Annotated in this window: 22 protein-coding genes; 12 read left to right on the top strand and 10 right to left on the bottom strand. The window is 72.0% G+C overall.

Translation table 11 applies throughout. The annotated features are described in order from the left end of the window. Positions 1–31 precede the first annotated feature (31 nt). From BXA11_RS15575 to BXA11_RS15565, 3 genes are read left to right on the top strand one after another with little or no spacing between them, the layout of a single operon-like run. Positions 32–745 (top strand): hypothetical protein, encoded by a 714-nt coding sequence (locus tag BXA11_RS15575; protein ID WP_083744265.1) that lies wholly within the window; start codon positions 32–34, stop codon positions 743–745. Between the two features lies 1 nt (position 746). Beyond that, a complete protein-coding gene (locus BXA11_RS15570) occupies positions 747–1,871 on the top strand; it encodes a CapA family protein (protein WP_076435102.1) in 1,125 nt (374 codons plus the stop codon). Positions 1,872–1,883: 12 nt separating this feature from the next. After that, on the top strand, positions 1,884–2,489 hold the full coding sequence (locus BXA11_RS15565) for a CBS domain-containing protein (protein ID WP_076435213.1): 606 nt from the start codon (positions 1,884–1,886) through the stop codon (positions 2,487–2,489). Between the two features lie 44 nt (positions 2,490–2,533). Here the strand turns inward: BXA11_RS15565 and BXA11_RS15560 are convergent, their stop codons facing one another. From BXA11_RS15560 to BXA11_RS15540, 5 genes are all read right to left on the bottom strand, one after another. Beyond that, complete coding sequence (locus BXA11_RS15560) at positions 2,534–3,274, bottom strand: ABC transporter permease (protein WP_076435101.1); 741 nt, start codon at positions 3,272–3,274, stop codon at positions 2,534–2,536. Next, positions 3,271–4,170: an ABC transporter ATP-binding protein gene (locus BXA11_RS15555; protein ID WP_076435212.1), complete on the bottom strand. Its 900-nt coding sequence runs from the start codon at positions 4,168–4,170 to the stop codon at positions 3,271–3,273. Before BXA11_RS15555 ends, BXA11_RS15560 begins: the two co-directional genes overlap by 4 nt. A gap of 110 nt (positions 4,171–4,280) precedes the next feature. Next, on the bottom strand, positions 4,281–4,949 hold the full coding sequence (locus BXA11_RS15550) for a response regulator (RefSeq protein WP_076435100.1): 669 nt from the start codon (positions 4,947–4,949) through the stop codon (positions 4,281–4,283). Continuing rightward, positions 4,924–6,054, bottom strand: a complete 1,131-nt coding sequence (locus BXA11_RS15545; RefSeq protein WP_083744263.1) for a sensor histidine kinase — start codon at positions 6,052–6,054, stop codon at positions 4,924–4,926. The genes BXA11_RS15550 and BXA11_RS15545 overlap by 26 nt, the downstream gene beginning before the upstream one ends. A gap of 99 nt (positions 6,055–6,153) precedes the next feature. Next, positions 6,154–6,606, bottom strand: a complete 453-nt coding sequence (locus BXA11_RS15540) for a MarR family winged helix-turn-helix transcriptional regulator (protein ID WP_076435098.1) — start codon at positions 6,604–6,606, stop codon at positions 6,154–6,156. A gap of 97 nt (positions 6,607–6,703) precedes the next feature. Here BXA11_RS15540 and BXA11_RS15535 point away from each other — a divergent pair, with 97 nt between their 5' ends. From BXA11_RS15535 to BXA11_RS15525, 3 genes are read left to right on the top strand one after another with little or no spacing between them, the layout of a single operon-like run. Next, positions 6,704–7,474 (top strand): pirin family protein, encoded by a 771-nt coding sequence (locus BXA11_RS15535; protein WP_030511796.1) that lies wholly within the window; start codon positions 6,704–6,706, stop codon positions 7,472–7,474. A gap of 26 nt (positions 7,475–7,500) precedes the next feature. Further along, positions 7,501–7,833 carry a GNAT family N-acetyltransferase gene (locus tag BXA11_RS15530; protein ID WP_030511797.1) on the top strand — a complete coding sequence of 111 codons (333 nt, stop codon included), beginning with the start codon at positions 7,501–7,503 and terminating at the stop codon, positions 7,831–7,833. Further along, the gene (locus BXA11_RS15525) at positions 7,830–8,792 is read left to right on the top strand and encodes a pirin family protein (RefSeq protein WP_076435097.1); all 963 of its coding nucleotides are present in this window, start codon (positions 7,830–7,832) and stop codon (positions 8,790–8,792) included. Before BXA11_RS15530 ends, BXA11_RS15525 begins: the two co-directional genes overlap by 4 nt. On the opposite strand, the gene BXA11_RS15520 is transcribed toward BXA11_RS15525, so the two are convergent. After that, positions 8,785–10,248 (bottom strand): MFS transporter, encoded by a 1,464-nt coding sequence (locus tag BXA11_RS15520; protein ID WP_239105237.1) that lies wholly within the window; start codon positions 10,246–10,248, stop codon positions 8,785–8,787. The genes BXA11_RS15525 and BXA11_RS15520 overlap by 8 nt on opposite strands. A gap of 118 nt (positions 10,249–10,366) precedes the next feature. Between BXA11_RS15520 and BXA11_RS15515 the strand changes: the two genes are divergently transcribed. Continuing rightward, a complete protein-coding gene (locus BXA11_RS15515; RefSeq protein WP_076435095.1) occupies positions 10,367–11,290 on the top strand; it encodes an SDR family oxidoreductase in 924 nt (307 codons plus the stop codon). Between the two features lies 1 nt (position 11,291). Further along, complete coding sequence (locus tag BXA11_RS15510; protein ID WP_076435094.1) at positions 11,292–12,137, top strand: MaoC/PaaZ C-terminal domain-containing protein; 846 nt, start codon at positions 11,292–11,294, stop codon at positions 12,135–12,137. Between the two features lie 40 nt (positions 12,138–12,177). On the opposite strand, the gene BXA11_RS15505 is transcribed toward BXA11_RS15510, so the two are convergent. Further along, on the bottom strand, positions 12,178–12,849 hold the full coding sequence (locus tag BXA11_RS15505; RefSeq protein ID WP_083744262.1) for a TetR/AcrR family transcriptional regulator: 672 nt from the start codon (positions 12,847–12,849) through the stop codon (positions 12,178–12,180). 174 nt (positions 12,850–13,023) lie between these two features. Here BXA11_RS15505 and BXA11_RS15500 point away from each other — a divergent pair, with 174 nt between their 5' ends. Next, positions 13,024–14,193 carry an acyl-CoA dehydrogenase family protein gene (locus BXA11_RS15500; protein WP_030511803.1) on the top strand — a complete coding sequence of 390 codons (1,170 nt, stop codon included), beginning with the start codon at positions 13,024–13,026 and terminating at the stop codon, positions 14,191–14,193. A 2-nt stretch (positions 14,194–14,195) separates the two neighbouring features. After that, entirely contained in the window at positions 14,196–16,322 is a 2,127-nt protein-coding gene (locus BXA11_RS15495; protein ID WP_076435093.1) for an acetate--CoA ligase family protein, read from the top strand. Between the two features lie 65 nt (positions 16,323–16,387). On the opposite strand, the gene BXA11_RS15490 is transcribed toward BXA11_RS15495, so the two are convergent. Next, a complete protein-coding gene (locus BXA11_RS15490) occupies positions 16,388–17,077 on the bottom strand; it encodes a class I SAM-dependent methyltransferase (RefSeq protein ID WP_083744261.1) in 690 nt (229 codons plus the stop codon). 91 nt (positions 17,078–17,168) lie between these two features. On the opposite strand from BXA11_RS15490, the gene BXA11_RS15485 reads away from it, so the two are divergent. Beyond that, positions 17,169–17,783: a TetR/AcrR family transcriptional regulator gene (locus BXA11_RS15485; RefSeq protein WP_076435092.1), complete on the top strand. Its 615-nt coding sequence runs from the start codon at positions 17,169–17,171 to the stop codon at positions 17,781–17,783. 69 nt (positions 17,784–17,852) lie between these two features. Here BXA11_RS15485 and BXA11_RS15480 read toward each other — a convergent pair whose 3' ends face one another. Beyond that, positions 17,853–18,449: a hypothetical protein gene (locus BXA11_RS15480; RefSeq protein WP_076435091.1), complete on the bottom strand. Its 597-nt coding sequence runs from the start codon at positions 18,447–18,449 to the stop codon at positions 17,853–17,855. Between the two features lie 127 nt (positions 18,450–18,576). After that, positions 18,577–19,272, bottom strand: coding sequence for an alpha/beta fold hydrolase (locus tag BXA11_RS15475; protein ID WP_076435090.1), 696 nt, complete (start codon positions 19,270–19,272; stop codon positions 18,577–18,579). A gap of 254 nt (positions 19,273–19,526) precedes the next feature. Between BXA11_RS15475 and BXA11_RS15470 the strand changes: the two genes are divergently transcribed. Next, entirely contained in the window at positions 19,527–20,270 is a 744-nt protein-coding gene (locus BXA11_RS15470; RefSeq protein WP_076435089.1) for an AraC family transcriptional regulator, read from the top strand. Positions 20,271–20,285 lie beyond the last annotated feature (15 nt).

Here is a 20,285-nt window from a genome sequence, read left to right as displayed (position 1 = left end):
TCGGCGGGCGGCCAGGGGGGAGTATGGAAGTGTGACGTCCAGGACGCGGAGCCGTACGGCGGCGGACAGGGACCCGGCGTGCCTGCCGGACCGCGCGCGCCGTCTCGTCGAGACCCTGGGCGGCCGGTTCTCCCGCGAAATGGGCATCGACGTCGACCGGGGGGACCGCGAGGTCGAGCGGTGGCTGCTCGCGGCGACGCTGTTCGGCGCGCGGATCTCCGCCGCGATCGCCGTACGGACCTACCGGGCGATGGCCGAGGCGGGGGTGCGCGGGATCTCCGACGTCGAAGGCCGCACGTGGGAGGAGCTGGTCGAGATCCTCGACCGCGGCGGTTACGCCCGCTACGACTACCGCACGGCCACCCGGCTGCTCCGCCTCGCCGAGTCGGTGGGCGGCGAGGCCGGCGCGCTGCGCGGTGGCGGCCTGGACGAGACCCGCGCCGCGCTCGGCGCGCTGCCGGGCTGGGGCCCGGTGACGGTCGCGCTGTTCCTGCGCGAACTGCGCGGCGTCTGGCCCGGGGTGGACCCGCCGCCGGACGACCGGGCACTGGAAGCCGGGCGGCACGCCGGGCTGTTCGGTGCGGGGCACCACCCCCTCGATCGGCTGCGGGAGATCGCCGGCGAGGCGGGGCTGGACGTGCGCGACCTCGAAGCCGCCCTCGTCCGCCTGTGGCTGGCCCACCACAGGGACTTTCCCCACTGTCCTGGCGGCGCCCGTTGTGCGGTACTCACCGAGGAGGGGTGAGATGCGGTCGGCGGCGGGGGACCCGGTGACGCTGTTCCTGTGCGGCGACGTCATGCTGGGCCGGGGCGTCGACCAGATCCTTCCGCACCCCGGCGATCCCGCGCTCGAGGAGTCGTCCGTCCGGGACGCCCGTGCGTACGTCGAATTGGCGGAGGCGGCCAACGGCCCGATTCCGCGGCCGGGCGGTTACTCCTGGCCCTGGGGCGACGCCCTGGAGGTGCTGGACGAGGCCGCCCCCGACGTACGCGTGCTGAACCTGGAGACGAGTGTCACCCGCAGCCGCGACTTCGCGCCGGGCAAGCAGGTGCACTACCGAATGAACCCGGCCAACATCCCCGCTCTTGCCGTGGCCCGGCCCGACGTGTGCGTGCTGGCCAACAACCACGTGCTCGACTTCGGCGTACGCGGGCTCGCCGAGACGCTGGACGCGCTGGCGGAGGCGGGGCTCGACCAGGCGGGTGCGGGACGGGACGAGGACGAGGCGCGACGGCCCGCGATCGTGGCCCTGCCGGGCGGCGGGCGGGTCCTGGTGTTCGCGGTCGCGATGCCGTCCAGCGGCGTCCCCGGGGGATGGGCGGCGGTCCGCGACCGGCCCGGGGTGGCCTTCCTCGCCGGGCCGTCCCGCGACGCCGCGGCGGAGACGGTCCATTGTGTCCGGCAGGCCAGGCGGCCGGGGGACATCGTGGTCGTCTCCATCCATTGGGGTTCCAACTGGGGCTACGAGGTCGAGGACGACCAGGTCGCGTTCGCGCACGCGCTGGTCGAGGGCGGCGTCGACCTCGTCCACGGCCACTCCTCGCACCACCCCCGCCCGGCCGAGGTGTACCGGGACCGGCTGATCCTCTACGGCTGCGGCGACTTTATCGACGACTACGAGGGCATCGCCGGTTACGAGGAGTTCCGCGACGACCTGCGGCTGCTGTATTTCGCGACGGCCGAGGCGGCGTCGGGGCGGCTGCTGGAGCTGCGGATGGCGCCGATGCGGGCCGTGCGGATGCGGTTGCGGCACGCCTGCCCGGAGGACCGCGAGTGGCTGCGGGCGACGCTCGACGGCGTCTGCCGGGACTTCGGCGCGCGGGTCCTGCCGGCGCCCGGCGGCACGCTCGCCCTCGCACCGGCCGCGTAGGAGGTGGTCACGATGCTGGTCCGAGAGATCATGACGACGCCGGTGGTGACGGTCCGGCGCACGGCGACGATCAAGCAGGCCGTCCGCCTGCTGTACGAGCAGGACATCACGGCCGCTCCGGTGGTGAACTCGGCCGGGCGCATGGTCGGGATCGTCAGCGAGATGGACCTGCTGCGCGGGGAGTTCGGGGCCAACCCCCGGGCCTTCCTGCGTCCCGAGGCCCTGCCCACCGGCAGGCCGCCCGCGCTCGTCGAGGAGGTCATGACGCCGCGCGTCGCCACCGTCGGGGACGGCGCCGACACCATGGACCTGGTCGAACTGATGATCACGACCGGGGTGAAGAGCGTCCCCGTCCTGCGCGACGACGAGCTCGTGGGGATCGTCAGCCGCCGCGACCTGATGGGCCTGCTGGCCCAGGGGGACGAGCGGATCCGCGAGGACGTGCTCGCGGCGCTGCGCGACTGCGCCGACACCGCGTCGTTCGGCGCGGCCGTCCGGGACGGGGTCGTCGAGCTGTACGGCCCGGGCGACGAGCGGTCGGCCCGCATCGCCGAACTGGTCGCCAGGACCGTCCCCGGAGTGGCCGACGTCGTCTTCCCCGAGGGCCTCGTCAGCTAGGTCGCCGGGTGCGCGCCGTCCCGCCGTACCGCCCGGCGCGGGCGTCAGGCGTCACGCCTTCCGAGCAGGACGAGCGCGGCGAGCGCGGCGGCCGCGAGCCACAGGCAGAAGACACCGAATCCGGCCCACGGGGTCAGCACGCCCGGGGCCGAGGACATGATCCGCATCCCCGCCACGCTCGTGACGTAGGGCATGAGCCGCGCGCCGGCCCCGTCCGGGAGCGTCCCGGCGAGCTGCGGCAGCACGAAGAGCGCCACGATGACGGCCACGACGCCGCCCGCGGTGTGCCTGACCAGGGCGCCGAGGGCGAGCCCGAACAGTCCGGTCCCGGTGAGGTAGAGGGCGCATCCGGCGACCATGCGCAGGACGCCGGGCTCCTCCGGGGACGCGCCGTGGGAGCCGAGCACGGCCTGCCCCACCAGGAACGCCGCCAGGCACGTGAGCAGGTTGACGGCGAAGGTGAACACGGCGAACGTGGCCGCCTTGGCCGCCAGCATGCGCCCTCTGCGCGGCACCGCGAGCAGGGTGGTGCGGATCATGCCGGTGCGGTACTCCGAGCTGATCGCGAGGACGCCCAGCGAGGCCACGATGAGGGACGCGAACGGCGCCGCGCCCAGGGCCGTCCGGGTCGCCTCGCCCGCCGGCAATCGCTCCGCGTCGCGGGAGGCGATGGCGCTGTTGAGGTAGGCGAAGGAGACCATGACCACGACGAGGCCGGCCGTCGTCCACACGGTGGAGCGGATGGAGCGGAGCTTGACCCATTCGGAGCGCAGGAGGCCGATCATGGCCGCCCCGTCGTGAACTCGGCGCTGGCCTGGGTCAGCTCCATGTAGGCGGCCTCCAGGGACGGCTGCACCTCGACGAGCTCGTGCAATGCGATCCCGGCCGCCGCCGCGGCCTCGCCGGCCGCCCGTGCGCTGATGCCGGTGATCCGCACGTGGTCGCCGTGCGCGGTGGTGCTCCCCTCGGGCAGGTGCGACGCCAGCAGGGCCGTATCGGCACAGCGCACCCGTACGTATCCCTGAGAACTGCGCCGGATGAAGTCGGAGACGCCCGCGTCCGCGAGGAGCCGTCCCCTGCCGATGACGATCAGGTGATCGGCGGTCTGCGCCATCTCGCTCATCAGGTGGCTGGAGACCAGCACGGTGCGCCCCTCCGCGGCCAGGCGGCGCATGAGCGTGCGCACCCACACGATCCCCTCGGGGTCGAGCCCGTTGACCGGCTCGTCGAACAGCAGCACCTCCGGATCGCCGAGCAGCGCTCCTGCGATGCCCAGCCGCTGGAACATGCCGAGGGAGAACCCGCCGAGCCTGCGGTCGGCCACCGAGGCCAGCCCGACCTCCTCGAGCACCTCGCCGACCCTGGAGGCGGGCAGCCCGTTGCTGTACGCGAGACACAGCAGGTGGTTACGGGCCGAGCGGCCGCCGTGCACGGACCTGGCGTCGAGCAGCGCCCCCACCTTCCGAAGCGGCTGCTCGAACTCCCGGTAGGGCCTGCCGTCGATGTGCGCGTCGCCTGCGGTGGGCCGGTCCAGCCCGAGGATCATGCGCATCGTGGTTGACTTACCCGCTCCGTTCGGACCGAGGAAGCCGGTGACCCGGCCGCTTTTCACCGTGAAGGACAGCCCGTTCACGGCGAAGGTCCGGCCGTAGCGCTTGGTGAGATTCGCTGCGGTGATCACCCGTCCAGCCTCGCGGCCGGGCCTGCGGAAATCGTCCTCCGGCGGCACGGTCTCCCGCTGGGAGCCCGGCACCGGTGACCGGCGGCGCTAGGAGCGTGGTCCTGGGTCTCCTATTCGCCCGGGGTGATGAGGCCCGACTCGTAGGCGGTGATCACGGCCTGCGCCCGGTCGCGCGCTCCGATCTTCGCGAAGACGTTGGTGACGTGGTTCTTCACGGTGGAAGGCGCCAGGAGGAGAGCCGTTGCGATCTCGGAGTTGGACAGTCCCCTGCCGATGAGCAGAAGCACCTCGCGTTCGCGCTCGCTCAGCGCGCCCACCGCGCCCGCCGCGCCATGGCCAGCGAACCCGCGCGGCCTGCCGGCCCGGACGAACGCGCCGATCAGCCGGGTCAGCAGACGCGGCGCCACCGCCGACTCGCCTCCGTGAACGACTCGCACGCTCTCGACCAGGTCCTCGGGCGAGATGTCCTTGGGCAGGAATCCGGACGCGCCCGCGCGCAACATGTCCACGACGTACTCGTCCATGTCGTACATGCTCAGCGCCAGCACCCGGACTCCCGGCAGCGCCGCCGTGATCTGTTCGGTGGCGGCGATTCCGTCCAGGCCCGGCATGTGCACATCCATCAGCACCACGTCAGGACGCAGCTCGGCGCAGAGACGCACAGCCTGCTCGCCGTCGCCTGCCTCACCCGCGACGCACATGTCGCCCTGCGCGTTCACGATCATTCCGAATCCCTTGCGGACCAAGACCTGATCATCCACGAGCAGCACTGTGATCATCTTCCGGCCTCCTCTCCCGCATGGCGAGGGGCAGACGGGCATGCACCCGGAAGCCTCCCTCAGGCCGGGGTCCGGTCGTCAGAACCCCCTCGATCAGCGCCACCCGTTCGGCCATCCCGCGCAGCCCGAAACCACCACGGCTTCGCACCGGCGTTCCCGTCCCGTCATCGGTGACCTCCACCTCGACGGAGCCCGGCAGGTACGAGAGCCGGACGCGCGCACGCGCCGCCGGGGCATGCCTGCGTACGTTGGTCAGCGCCTCCTGGACGATCCGGTACACCGCGTGGTCGACGGCCGCGGGGAGGGGCACGGCCTCGCCGGTGACGTCCAGCTCCGCGGGCAGCCGGGCCTGCTCGACCAGCGCGGGCACGCCCGCGACGCCGATTCCGGTGTGATCCATGGGTTCCGCCGTGTCATCGGCCCTCAGCACATGCAGCAGTTGCCGCATCTCGGCCATGGCCTGCCGGGCGGTGCGCTCGGCCGTCACGAACGCCTCCTCCGCCGCGGCCCGATCGCTCGCCATCGTCGTGCGCCCTGCCCCGACCAGCACGTTGATCACGGTGATGTGGTGAGCGACCACGTCGTGCAGTTCTCTGGCGATGCGGCGCCGCTCGGCCGACACGGCGGTCTCTGCCGCTCGCCGCTTCCGGCGCTCCAGCAGCCAGTGCCGCGACAGCAGCAGCCTGCCGAGCAGGACGGCCGCGAGGATCTGCATGACGTTGCCCACCGGATTCACCGGATTGACCATCATGACGATCGTGACGTAGCCGACCGTGAGCGCCGTACCCGTCAGCCACACCTTCTCGCCGTGGCGGCCCAGACTGTACAGCGCGATCGTGGCCGCGGCCCCGACCAGCAGCGGTGCGGCCGCACCCGCGGCGACCAGCGCGGACATCGCCGCCAGATCCGCCCCCATGGTGATCGCGGCGACCAGGGCGGGCCGGGATCTGCGCACGAGCAGGGCCGGCGCTGCGACCGCGAGTCCCGCTGACACGTACGCCGGCCCCCGGAGCGTGAGAGCAGTGATCACGACGGCCAAGACCACGAGCCCCGCGTCGACCACATGGGGCCGGCTGACCGCCGCCCAGCCACCACGGTGAATCATGTTCCGACGCTACCCAGGCGGCACGGCCGCTGGAATGGTCAGATCGTGACGTCACGCAAGAAGGCCGGCCAGGACGCCGGTGCCGCCGCGCCGAAGGCTCTAGCCGAGCCGGTCGAGCACGTCCGCGGTTAGCCGTTCGAGCGCGGTGACCTGTTCGCGGGTGAGGCCGTCGAAGAACAGGCGGCGCACGGTCTCCACGTGCCCGGGGGCGGCGGCGGTGATGGCCCTGCGGCCCTGCTCGGTGATCACGACGTACGCGCCGCGGCCGTCGTCCACGCACTCCTCGCGCCGGACGAGCCCTCGGCGCTGCATCCGGGTCAGCTGGTGGGACAGCCGGCTCTGTTCCCATTGCAGGTCGCGCTGCAGCTCGTACGGCCGCAGCCGTCCTTCCTCCCGGTCGGTGAGGTGCACGAGGACGTCGTAGTCCGCCAGGGACAGACCCGAGTCCGCCTGCAGCTGCCGGTTGAGCCGGGCCGTCAGGCGGCCCTGCATGCGCAGGTACGCCCGCCAGGCGCGCTGCTCGTCCGCGTCGAGCCACCGAGGGCTGTTCATGGTCCCCAGGCTAGCCGGAATCAATGACTCGTCATGTATGTTGTCAGGCACCAGTAGATGACACATCATCTACATGGCGCCGAGGAAAGGGCACCCCATGACCACGACCACGCTGAACCCTCGTGTGGACGTCCGCCGGGCGGCCGAGCGTTTCGCCACCCGCATCTCCTGGCTTGACTCCAAGCACTCGTTCTCGTTCGGCGGCCACTACGACCCCGACAACACCCACCACGGGCTGCTGCTGGTCAACAACGACGACGTCGTCCACCCGGGCACCGGCTTCGAGACCCACCCGCACCGCGACATGGAGATCGTCACCTGGGTGCTCCAGGGCTCCCTGGTCCACCAGGACTCCGAGGGGCACAACGGCGTCATCTACCCGGGCCTGGCCCAGCGCATGAGTGCCGGCACCGGCATCCTGCACTCGGAGAAGAACGACTCCTGGCGGCTGACCGGCGGCGACACCCACGACAAGCCGGTGCACTTCGTTCAGATGTGGGTGGTCCCCGACGAGCCCGGCATCACGCCCGGCTACGAGCAGCTGGAGATCGAGAACGAGCTGCTGGCAGGCGGCCTGGTGCCGGTCGCCAGCGGCATGGACAAGCACGCCGGCGAGGCGGCGATCCGCATCAAGAACCGGTACGCCGCGCTGTACGCCGCACGCCTCCAGCCGGGTCAGAGCGTGGAGCTGCCCGAGGCGCCGTTCCTGCACCTGTTCGTACCCCGGGGGACCGTCACCCTGGAGGGTGCGGGCACTCTGGAGACCGGCGACGCCGTGCGGTTCACCGCCACCGGCGGGCAGAAGGTCACCGCGACGGAGCCCGCCGAGATCCTGGTGTGGGAGATGCACGCGACGATCGCCGCCTGACGACGACCACGGAAGAAGGAAAGCCGATGCAGCAGTCAGAACCGCAGGTCGCCGACAACCCGGAGGCGAGCCGCTTCGAGATCACCGTGGACGGCGCCCTCGCCGGGTTCGCCGAATACCGGCTCCATGGGCAGAGGATCTCCTTCACCCACACGGAGATCGACCCGGCCTTCGGGGGCCGCGGCCTCGGCTCGACGCTGGTCCGGGCGGCGCTCGACGCCGCCCGGGACGCCGGGCTGTCGGTCCTGCCGTTCTGCCCGTTCGTGAAGCGGTACATCGAGCGGCACCCGGACTACCTCGACCTGGTGCCCGCCGATCAGCGGGCCAGGTTCTTCGACGGCGGGGAGGGCTCGAAGTGACCCCCGGGGAGCCGGCGCTGTACGGCTGCACCGTCGCTGACGGCACGGAGCCGGAGAGCGTGCTCCTGCCCGGCCACGACGTGCCGCTCGGCCGCTACACGACCGTGCGGCGGCTGCTCCCGCAGCGCCCGCGCCGGATGGTCGGCGCCTGGTGCTTCGTCGACCACTTCGGGCCCGACGACGTGACCGGCCGGCCGGGCATGCAGGTGCCGCCGCACCCGCACACCGGCCTGCAGACGGTCACGTGGCTCGCGGAGGGGGAGATCCTGCACCGCGACAGCCTCGGCAACGTCCAGTCGATCGTGCCCGGGCAGCTCAACCTGATGACCGCCGCCCACGGCATCGCCCATTCGGAGCAGACGCCGCCGGAGCACCCGCCGGGCATGCACGGCCTGCAGCTGTGGGTCGCGCTGCCGGAGGAGGCCCGGCACGGCGAGGCGCGGTTCGAGCACCACGCCGCCCTGCCCGTGCTGCGCGACGGGGACGTCACGGTGACCGTCGTGGTGGGCGAGGCCGGGCCGCTGCGCTCGCCCGCCCTCGTGCACACCCCGCTGCTCGGGGCCGAGGTGCTGTTCGAGGGGCCGGGAGAGCACAGGCTGCCGGTGGACCCGTCCTTCGAGACTGCGGTGTTGGTCATGTCGGGCACGGCCGACGTGGCCGGGGTCTCGCTGAGCCCGGGCTCGCTGCTCTATCTCGGCCAGGGCCGTACGGCGGTGCCGATGGAGGCGGCCGGTCCGGCCCGGCTGTTCGTGCTGGGCGGCACGCCGTTCGAGGAGCCCCTGGTGATGTGGTGGAACTTCGTCGGCCGTTCGCACGAGGAGATCGCGCGGGCGCGCGACGACTGGATGAGGGGCGGCCGCTTCGGCGTCGTCCCGGGCGGGCAGGAGCCGCTGCCCGCTCCCGAGATGCCCACCGTGCGGCTGAAGGCCCGCGACCGGCACGGCCGCGTCCTCAGCTGACGGACGAGCCCGCCCGCCTTCTGGTGAAGCAGGTCAGCACGGCCAGCGCGGAGACGGCGGTCATGCAGGCCAGCGCCCAGCGGTAGCCGGTCACGAGCTGCTCGACCGCCGTGGACGAGACGTGGGACAGCGTTCCCGCGAAGACGGCGTCGTGCAGCCCGGCCGGCAGCGGCACCGTGATGATCGACAGCACCAGCGCGGTGCCGACCACCACCCCGGTGTTCTGCAGCATCAGACGCATGGCGTTCACGATCCCCAGCCGGTGCGACGGCACCCCGTCGAGGATCGCGGTCGTGTTGGAGGGCAGGAACATGCCCGAGCCGACGCCGATCAGCACGAGGGCGGCCATGAGCGCCGTCGACGAGACGCCGGGGGAGATCAGGCACAGCAGGGAAGCCAGGCCCGCCGTCGTCAGCGAGGTCGCGGCGACGGCCACCGTGCGCGGGCCGAGACGGCGCAGCAGGAAGCCCGACGCGACCGACGCCGCCATCGCCGCGATCGAGAGCGGCAGCACCTTCACCGCCGCGCGCACCGGGTCCTCCCCGCGGACGGCCTGGAAGAACAGCGACACGAGGAGCACCACTCCGACCCGGGCGGTCGAGTTGAGGAACGACGCCAGCGTCCCGAGGGCGAACGTGACGTCGCGGAACATCCGGATGTCCACCACGGGATGACGGGCCCGCAGCTCACGCACGACGAACAGCGGCAGCGTCACGGCGAACACGACGAGCCCGGACACCACCATCGGATGTCCCCAGCCGAGCCTGGTCACCTCCGACAGCGCGAGCAGCAGGCCGCCGAGACAGGCGAGCACGAGCGCGTTGCCCGACAGGTCGAGCCCCTGGTCGCGGCCCTGCGGCGGCCCGGGACGCAGGGCCACCGCGCCCCAGACCAGGCACGCGATGCCGAGGGGCACGTTGTACCAGAACACCCAGCGCCAGCCGAGGTGCTCGGTGAACAGGCCCCCGAGCGCCGGGCCGGCGAGCTGGGCGATGGAGAAGGACGCGGTGTAGACGCCCATCCCCTCGCCGAGCCGCGACTTGGGGAAGGCGTCGGTCACCAGGGCGGCGCTGTTGGTCAGCAGCATGGCCCCGCCCGCCGCCTGCAGCACGCGCAGCGCCACGATGACCCACGCGCTCGGTGCGAGCCCGGCCAGCAGGCTGGCGACGGTGTAGGTGGCCAGGCCGCCGAGGTACATCGCCCGCCGCCCGAACAGGTCGGCGAGCCGGCCGAACACGACCATGAGCACGGTCGTCGTGAGCTGGAAGGCGAGCAGGATCCAGCTCGCGGCGTCCGCACTCGCGTGCGTCTGCCGTACGACCTCGGGGAGCGCCACGTTGAGCGCGCTGCCGCCGAGCGCGGTCAGGACGCTGGCCATGCTCACGACCGACAGCGTCCGCCAGGCGCGGCGCAGCCGCTCCCGCTCGCCGGGGTCCGCCGCGATGGTCTGCGGCACGGCCGTCATCGAACGGCGAGCTGGATCATGACCGGCTCCTCCCTACCGAATTCTAGATTCCATTACTAGAATCACGTTCACACGCGGTCCGGTCAAGGTCGAGTCAAGGGAGCAGCGCATGGGCGGAATCATGGAAGGCCGTGTCGTGATCGTCACCGGTGCCGCGCGGGGCATCGGGCGGGGACACGCGCTGGAGTTCGCGCGCCAGGGCGCCAGGGTCGTCGTGAACGACCTCGGCGCGGAGGTCGACGGCACCGGGTCGTCCACCGGCGCCGCGGGCGAGGTGGTCGAGGAGATCAGAGCCATGGGCGGCGAGGCTGTGGTCGACGGTGAGGACGTCTCCGACTTCGACGGCGCGCACCGCATGATCGAAAGGGCCGTGGAGACCTTCGGCGACCTGCACGTCCTGGTCAACAACGCGGGCATCCTGCGCGACCGGATGCTCGTCAACATGACCGCCGACGAGTGGGACGCGGTCATCCGGGTGCACCTGCGCGGCACCTTCGCCCCGCTGCGGCACGCCGCCGCCTACTGGAGGTCCAGGGCCAAGGCCGGAGAGCCGGTGGACGCCCGGGTGATCAACACCACGTCGTCGTCCGGCATCTACGGCAACCCGGGCCAGGGCAACTACGGCGCGGCCAAGGCGGGAATCGCGTCGCTGACGATCATCGCGGCCAAGGAACTGGCGCGTTACGGCGTGACGGTCAACGCGGTCGCGCCCGCCGCGCTCACCCGGATGACCGAGAACCTCATCCCGGGCGGGCGGCGGCCCGTCGAGGGCGGCTTCGATCCCTCGGCGCCGGACAACATCGCGCCGCTGGTGGTCTGGCTGGCGAGCGCGCAGTCGCGGGGGATCACGGGCCGCGTCTTCAACGTGCGCGGCGGGCACATCAGCGTCGCCGAGGGCTGGCACGCCGGGCCGGGGGTGGACAAGGACGCCCGGTGGGATCCGGCCGAGCTGGGCGAGGTGATCCCCGCCCTGGTGGACAAGGCCGCGCCGAACGCCCTCACCAGCGGGCGCATCCCGGAGGGGGAGGGCTGACATGCCGCTCGACCACGGTCTGATCGGGGTGGAGAGCGCGCCGCACGAGCGGTCGTGGACGTCCGCCGACACCCTGCTGTACGCGCTGGGCGTCGGGGCGGGCACCGAGGAGCTCGCCTTCACCACGGAGAACTCGGCGGGGATCCGGCAGCGGGTGCTGCCGACCTTCGCGGTCCTGGCCGCCCAGGCCCCCACCGGACGGCGGCTCGGCGACTTCGACCCGGCCATGCTCGTGCACGCCGAGCAGGCGTTCGAACTGCACCGCGAGCTGCCGCCCGCCGGTCGCGTGCGGACCACCTCGACGGTGACCGGCATCTACGACAAGGGCTCGGGGGCGCTGGTGACGACCGAGGCCAGGGCGGCGGACGCCGAAAGCGGCGAGTCGCTGATCACGAGCCGCAGCTCGGTGTTCATCCGCGGCGAGGGCGGCTTCGGGGGCGAGCGCGGCCCCCGCGACGAGTGGGCCGAGCCCGGCAGGCCGCCGGACCACACGGTGACGTACGAGACCCGCGAGGACCAGGCGCTGCTCTACCGGCTGTCCGGGGACCGCAACCCGCTGCACTCCGACCCCGTCTTCGCCGCCCGCGCCGGCTTCCCCCGGCCGATCCTGCACGGGCTGTGCACGTACGGGATCACCGGGCGGGCGCTGCTGCACGCGGTGGCGGGGTCGGATCCGGCTCGCTTCGCGGCCATGTCGGGACGGTTCAGCAAGCCGGTCTTCCCCGGCGAGACGCTGACCGTCTCGATCTGGACGTCCGGCGACGGTGCGACGGCCCTGTTCCGCACGGCGAAGGACGACGGCACCGTCGTCATCGACCGGGGCAGGGCGGCCTTCCGCCCCGCCTGACGTGGAGGCGCGGGCCGTCACCGGGGCCAGGGCGCCGGGGTCAGCTCCCGGCGACCCCCGCTTCCAACGCACCTGCGGCGCCGGTCGTGCCTTCGTGGGTGGCCAGGGGGTCGCCGAAGCGGCGGATCAGCGCGATCGCCGCCTCGACGACCTCATGGGCCTCCTCCTCGGTCTCGCTGGTCGCGACCTCGCGGCCGGCCTCGCCGATCACGCTGGTGAGGACCGAGACCGTGAGGCGGTCGGTCGGCGTGTTCGCCGCGCCGAGCAGGACGGCGTTCTGCCGGACCCACTCCCGGCCGCGGGTGCGCCGCATCAGCTCGAACCCGGGCGGCCCGTCGCCGTCCATGAACAGCCGGGCCAGGTCGCGCCGCTGCCAGGACCCTTCCAGGAACGCCCTGGCCCCCTCGATGAACAGCTCGACGGGGTCCTTCACGCCCGCCTGCTTGGCCGCGGCGACGCCGGCGGCGGCGGCCTCCTCGTGGGCGGCCTGGTGCTCCTCGTACAGCGCGAGGAACAGCTCGGTCTTGCCCCCGAAGTGGTGGTAGAGGCTGCCGACGCTGGAGCCGGCGCGCTCGACGACGTCCGCGACGTTGGCGTCGGCGAAGCCGTGCTCGGAGAAGACCTCGCGGGCGGCCTGAAGCATGCTCTTACGCGTCTGGGCGGTGCGGCTCCACTCCCACGAGCCGCTCTTGCCGCCGGGCTTGCGTGCCATCTGGGCTCCTTGTTTCCGGGGACGGACGGTCCACGGCCGGCGCGTTTTCCAGGGACGGCACCATCGTAGCCGGTCGAATTCTAGAAACTGATTCCAGACCTCTTGACACCCCTTCGGCGGGGAACCAGGCTGGAACCGATTCCTAGAGAGAAATTCTAGAAAAGAGTCGCGTCGATGGACTTCTCCCTGAGCCCAGAGGAACTGCAGATCCGTGACACCATCCGCGCGTTCGTGGAGCGGGAGATCATGCCGCTCGAACCCGAGGTGCTGCGCAGCGAGCGCGCCGGCGGCCCCGGGCTCGATCCCGGGGTCCTCCGCGACCTGCGGCTCAAGGCGAAGAAGATGGGCTTCTGGGGCATCAACACCCCCGAGGAGTACGGCGGAGCCGCCCTGGGCGCGGTCATGTCCGCGATCATCGCCATGGAGATGGGACGGACGTTCGTGCCGTTCAGCTTCGGCGGGTCGGCCGACAACATCCTCTACGCCGGCACCGAGGAGCAGAAGCAGCGCTACCTCATCCCGACCATCGAGGGCGAACGCCGTTCCTGCTTCGCCATCACCGAGCCGGGCGCGGGGTCGGACGCCCGCAACATCCGTACGCGTGCCGTCAAGGACGGCGGCGACTGGGTCATCAACGGTGAGAAGACCTTCATCACCGGTGGCAACGAGGCCGACTTCGTGATGGTGTTCGCCGTGACCGACCCGGACAGGGGCGCGAACGGCGGCGTCACCTGCTTCCTCGCCGACCGCGACATGGGCTGGAAGTCCGAGCCGATCCCGACGATGGGGCAGTGGGGCCCGGCCTCGCTGGTGTTCGAGGACGTCAGGGTGCCGGAGGAGAACATCCTCGGCGAGCTCGGCAGGGGCTTCGAACTGGCCATGCAGTGGATCGGCCAGGGCCGCTACATGATCCCGGCGCGGGCGGTCGGCTCGGCCGAGCGCATGCTGCAGATGGCGATCGACTACGCCAAGATCCGCATGTCGATGGGCAAGCCGATCGCCGAATACCAGGCGATCCAGTGGATGATCGCCGACTCGCAGGTGGAGATCGAGGCGGCCAAGTGGCTCACGCTGCACGCCGCCTGGCGCGTCCAGCAGGGCATGGACGCCCGGCACGCCTCCTCGATCGCCAAGCTGAACGGCGCCGTCATGGCCAACCAGGTCGTCGACCGCGTGCTGCAGATCCACGGGGGCATGGGCTACACCAAGGAACTGCCGATCGAACGGTGGTATCGCGAGCTGCGCCTGTTGCGGATCTTCGAGGGCACCGACGAGATCCAGCGCCGGACGATCGCCCGCAACCTGCTCAGGGGCCACGCCCGCCTCGGCACGATCGGGGAGTGAGGATGCCGGTAGGAGAGCTGTTCAACCCCCGGTCGATCGCCCTGGTCGGGGCGACGGACAAGTCCGGCTGGTCGATCAGCACGCTGACCAACCTCCGTACGCACGGCTTCCGCGGGCCCGTGCACCTGGTCAACCCGCGCGGCGGCGTCGTGCACGGCGAGCAGGCCCACCGCAGCCTGTCCGACATCCCCGGCCAGGTCGACCTCGCGTACGTGATGGTGCCGACCACGGCCGTGCTGCCCGTGCTGCGCGAGGGGGCCAAGCTCGGCATCCGTCACTACGTGATCCTCACGGCGGGCTTCGGCGAGACCGGGCCGGAGGGCGCCGCCCTGGAGGCGGAGATCGTCGACTTCGCTCGGGAGAGCGACCTCACCGTGCTCGGCCCCAACGGCAACGGCTTCATCAACGCCGCCGCCGACGTCACGCCGTACGGCCTGCCGATCCCGTCCCCGCTGCTGCGCGGGTCGGTCGGGGTGGTGCTGCAGAGCGGCGCTCTGGCCAGCTCGGTGCTCGGCTTCGCCCAGGCGCGCAACGTCGGGGTCAGCCTGCTCACCTCGATGGGCAACGAGTCGCTCGTCACCGTCACCGACGTGATCGACTACCTGGTGGACGACCCGGCGACCAAGGCCATCGCGCTGTTCCTCGAGTCGGTCCGCGACCCGGCCGCGTTCTCCCGGGCGGCGCGCCGGGCGCTGCTCGCGGGCAAGCCGATCGTCGCGCTGAAGATCGGCCGCAGCCGGCTCGCCTCCCGCACCGCCCAGGCCCACACCGGCGCGCTCGTGGGCGACGACAACGTGATCGACGCGGCGTTCCGGCAGCTCGGGGTGGTGCGGGTGCGGTCGCTTGAGGACCTCATCATCACCGCGGGCCTGCTCGCCGAGGTGGGCCCGTTGCCAGGCCCGCGGATCGGCGTCGTCACGCCCTCGGGCGGCGCGTCGGAGATCATCGCCGACCGGGCCGAGGACGAGGGACTGGAGCTGCCGGCGTTCGCCCCGGAGACCGTCGCCCGGCTGCGGGAGATCGTGCCCGCCTTCGGGACCGTGCAGAACCCCCTCGACGTCACCGGCTACGTGCTCATCGACCGCACGCTGCTCGGCCGCGCGCTGGAGGCCGTCACCGCCGATCCCGGGGTGGACGCGGTCATGCTGCTGTCGGACCTCCCGCGCGTCGCCCCGCCCGACCCCGCCCCCGTGTACGCCACGTTCTCGGCGAGCGCCAGGCGCATGGCCGAGGCGCCGATGCCGGTCGTCGTCGTGAGCAACGTGCTGACCGACGTCACCGAGTTCGGCCGCGACGTCCAGCGGCAGGCCGGGTTCCCGTACGTCGCGGGCGGCATCGAGCACGGCATGCACGCCATCGGCGCCGCCGTCCGATGGGGGCGGGCCTACCGCGCCGCGGTCGAGGCGGCGGACGCGGCCGTCCCGGCCGAGGCCGCGGTGAGCGCCCCGGCGGTCGAGCCGGGGACCGGCGTGTGGGCCGAGCACCGCGCCGCCGCTCTGCTGTCGTCGGCCGGGATCCCGGTCGTGCCCGGCGAGCTGGTGCACGACGAGGAGTCGGCGGTGGCGGCGGCGGTCGGGTTCGGCTACCCGGTCGTCCTCAAGGCCGCCGCGGAAGGGCTGGGGCACAAGAGCGACATCGGCGGGGTCCGGCTGGGCCTGTCCGGCGCGCGGGACGTCGAGCGGGCCTACCGCGAGGTCGTGGCCGCCGCCGCGGCGGTCCCCGGCGCCGGCCGGGTGGGCGCGCTCGTCCAGCCGCAGCGCGGCGGCGGCGTGGAACTGCTGGTGGGCATCGTACGGGACCCGGCGTGGGGGCTCACCCTGGCCGTCGGCCTGGGCGGGATCTGGGTGGAGGCGCTGCGTGACACGGCGCTGCGCGTCCTGCCGGTGGACGCGGCCGAGGCGCGGCGGGCGCTGGACGAGCTGCGCGGCGCCGCGCTGCTGCGGGGCGCTCGTGGCACCGAGCCCGCCGATCTCGACGCCGTCGCGGCGGTCGTGGCCCGGGTCGCCGCCTTCGCCGGGAGCCTCGGCGACGACCTGGAGTCGCTGGAGATCAACCCCCTGCTCGTGCGGGGCTCCCACGTGGAGGCGCTCGACGCGCTCATCACCTGGCGAGACCGGCCCGGCCGCTGAGCTCGTACGCCTGTGCGCGGCGCGCACCGCCGCGCACAGGCGGTTCGCGCGGCGCGAGGTGGTTCTCAGGAAGGGGCATCGAGCGGACGAACGGCGGTGACGTAGTAGAGCACCGGTCCCACCGTGCCCGTGCTCTCGACGCGAAAGCCGGCGCCGGGAACCAGGTCGGCGAGCAGTTCCGGCATGGTGGGCCGCATGGCGGGACCGGCAAGCACGGCCGCGAGGCGGGCGGCGAGGGGGTTGGCCGGCGGGCGGAACTCGGCGATCAGCAGCCGGCCACCCGGCCGCAGGACGCGGAACATCTCCCTTACGGCGGTGCCGCGGGCGGAGACGGGCATGTGATGAACGGCGAAGCTGGAAACCGCGATGTCGAACGAGGCGTCGGGGAAAGGCATCGCCTGCCCCTCGCCCACCTGATAGGAGCAGTTGTCAGGTGAACGCCGACGGGCGTGGCCGATCATCGCCGGCGACGGGTCGAGGCCGGTCACCCGCCCTTCGCGACCCACAATCGGAGCCAGCATCCGGGTCAGGTAGCCGGTGCCGCATCCGACGTCCACGATCTGATGGCCCTGCTCGGCGCCCGACAGCGCGGCCAGACGCGTGAAAACGCCGCGGCGGCGTCCGAGGAAGCCGATTTCGGCCAGAACGTCGTAACCCCGCGGGTAATCGATCGTGCCGCCCCCGTCGCTGTGTCTTGAGTGACCGTGGAGGAGCTTTCCTGCGCTCAAGGGATTCTCCTTCTTGTTTCGGAACAATGTGTTCGGTTATAAATGATCGATTCGGGGCCGTGAGACGGTCAACAAGCAGATCCGGCAGGCTGTGCCGTACGGGACAGGGAAGGAAAAGGTGTCCGGAAGCCCGCGGCGGGAGAGCTCCGACCGACGGGTGCGGCGCACCCGCCGGGCCGTTCAGCAGGCGTTGACAGAGCTGATCCTGGAGAAGGGCTACGAGACGGTGACGGTCACGGACCTGATAAACCGCGCCAACGTCGGACGCTCGACCTTCTACGCACACTTCACCGACAAACAGGATGTGCTGTTCAGCAACCTGGACGAACTATCCGACCTCCTCCATCTTGCTCCCGCGTCCCGGCCGGGCGTGTTGTTCGCCTTCAGCCTGCCGATGTTCGAGCACCTTCAGGAGCAGCGCCGACTGGTGCGAGCACTGCTCGGACGGCGCGGGGGCGGCGTCGTGATGGCGCGCGGAGAGCAGATCATGGCCGCGGTCGTCCGTGACGAACTGCTGGCGGGCCTCCCCTCGGGAAGCACACCGCCGGCTTCGCTCGATCTGATGATCACCTGCGTCGTCGGGGCGTTCATGGCGCTGCTGCGCAAGTGGGCCGACGGCGAACTGACCGCCACCCCCGCCGAGATGGACGCGGCGTTCCGCGCGGTGGTGACGCCGGGCGTGGAGGAGGCGTTGGCCGCGAGTCCGCGAGGTCGCGGGCCCGCGCCCGGCTGACGGGGGGGATTGCGCTGCGGGCTCGGCCGGTGATCTCGCCGAGGCTTCAGCCGTGAGCGTCGGCCCGTCTCAGCTCCGCGTCCAGATCCACGCCTGGCTGTCCTCGTCGTACGAGGGGTTGCCGCCGACCGCGAACACCCGGTTTTCTCCGGGGATCGTGGCCAGGTCGAACACCTCCGGGTCGTTGTGGACCCTCGGGGTTTTCTCGTACGTCCAGCGGCGTCCGTCCCAGCGCTCCACGGTGGGTCCGCTGTCCCCGTCACCGGTCAGCGCCCAGAGACCCCCGGAGACGCCGGACGTCCCGGACACCACTCGGGGATGGCGCAGGCCCGGCGGCAGTGCCACGGACTGCCAGGCGCGGCCGTCCCAGCGCAGGATCGGGCCGCTCCGTCTGTTCTCGCCGGGGCTGCTCACGGCCCAGGCCTCGGCGTGCCCGGTCGCGGCGACGCTCTCCATCACGGCGCCGGCTCCGGCCGTTCTGGTCTCCGTCCAGGTCCCGCCGGACAGAGACGGAACCACCTCGGGCCGGGTGACCGCCGCCGGTGTGCCCGCCGTGGAGGCGGGGGAGTCGCGTGCGTCCACGCCGTCGCCCGAGCATCCGATCGCGGCGGCGCCCAGCGCACCGATCACGGCGAGCCGTCCGATCGCGCTGATTTCCGGTCGCATCGCCCAATGATCGGGGCATCGCGGCGAGATGTCCCCGGAATCGATGAAGCGGGCATCCTCGGACCCCTCTCAGACCCCTGTTCGGGCGGGGCTCCGCGGCTCGCTCATCAACCGGCGGGGGTGAAGCCTAACTGTTGGGTGATGCATCCGCGGTGCGGTCGCCGAGCAGTAGTGCGGCGACCGCCTCCGGGGCCTCGTGCATCGCGTCGTGGCCGGTCGGGAGGTCGTGGACCTGCCATCCGGGATCGGCCTGGAGCCGGGTGCGGAGTTCGGCGAACGGCGTCCGGTCTTCCCATCCCGAGCAGTAGACGAACTCCCGGCGGAGCACCTGGGCCGGCGTGCCTGTGAGCCGGATCGCCTGCAGGAACGAGGCGAGGGGATGAGGACGGCGGCGGGGATCGCCGCCGTCCGGCGGACGGACGGCGTAGCCCGTGCCCGCGGCGCCGGCCGCGATCACTTCCCGGAAGTACTCGTTCGCCGACGACCACCACGACTCGCCATCGCGCGGGACGAAGGCGTCGAGATGCACCAGCCGTGAGATCCGCCCGTCGGCGCGATCGGCGGCGGCGGCGATCACCATCCCGGCGTAGCTGTGGCCGACAAGCGTCGCGCTGGTGATGTGGGCACGATCGAGGAGCCGCAACACGTCGTCGGCGTGCGTGTCGAGGTTGGCAGTCGCGACCGTCGCGTTGTCGTCGTCCGGCCGCAGACCGGTCAGGGTCAGGGCGTGAACGGTATGACCTGCGCCCTCCAGCAGCGGAACCACCGCCTCATACGCCCAGGAGCCCTTCCAACCGCCGGGCACAAGAACGAACGTCGCCATGCGTTTCTCCTTCTCTCGCAAGCGGCGGCATCGAGGCACGCTGCCCCGATGCCAGGTGGTGCGGCCGGGCTGCTCTGCACGACCGGGAACCACGTCCGCATGGAGGAAGTGTCACGAGATCGCGGTGTGGCCGGCCACCGATAGGATGCCAATCGATGCCCGTTCGCCGCCAACCTCGCCCGACGGCCGGTGTGACGTCACATCTGTGGCCGTCCGGCGGGCGGCACCTCTGGCCGTCCGGTGAAGTCAGCGCAGTGCAGTCGCACGCACGGGGACACCTGGTGTACGCGGCGAGCGGCGTCTTGGCAGTCCACACCGAGCGCGGCACCTCGATCGTTCCCGCGAACCGGGTCGCCTGGACTCCGGCCGGGTTCACGCACTACCACCGCGCCCACGGCGACACCGACATGCGGATCGTCTTTGTCGCGCCGTCCCTCGCCCGGCTCATACCAGAGCGTCCCGTCGTGTTCCTGGCCTCCAACCTCGCCCGAGAGGTCCTGCTCGCCCTGACCGGCCCCCGCAACTACGACGACGACGCGCCCGCCTACAGCCGCTCCGCGCGCCTTCGCCTTCTTCGCGTCCTCGTCGACGACCTGCGCGAGGCACACGAACAGCCGCTGCACCTGCCGGAGCCACGGGACGACCGGCTGCAGGCCATCGCCCGGATGCTGCATGAGAATCCGGCGGACAACGCCCCGCTGGCCGAGCTCGGGAAGACGATCGGAGCCAGCACCCGCACTCTCAGCCGCCTGTTCCGCAAGGAACTCGGCATGACCTTCTACGAGTGGCGCACGCAGCTGCGCATCCACCACGCGCTCGTGCTCCTCGCCGACGGCCACGACACCACCCAGACCGCCTACGCCTGTGGATGGGCCAACCCGAGCGGCTTCATCGCGGCGTTCACCGACATCATCGGAACGACCCCGGGCCGCTACCGAACCGGTCGCCAGACCACCATTCCTGCGCGCCTGAAAAGCGCGATTAGCGACGTCGGGTAGGGCCGTTCCGCTGGC

The organism is Microbispora rosea (genome assembly GCF_900156315.1).
GTDB lineage: Bacteria > Actinomycetota > Actinomycetes > Streptosporangiales > Streptosporangiaceae > Microbispora > Microbispora rosea.
Note: the sequence above shows the minus strand (reverse complement) of the source record. Positions and strands in the feature narration are given on the sequence as shown.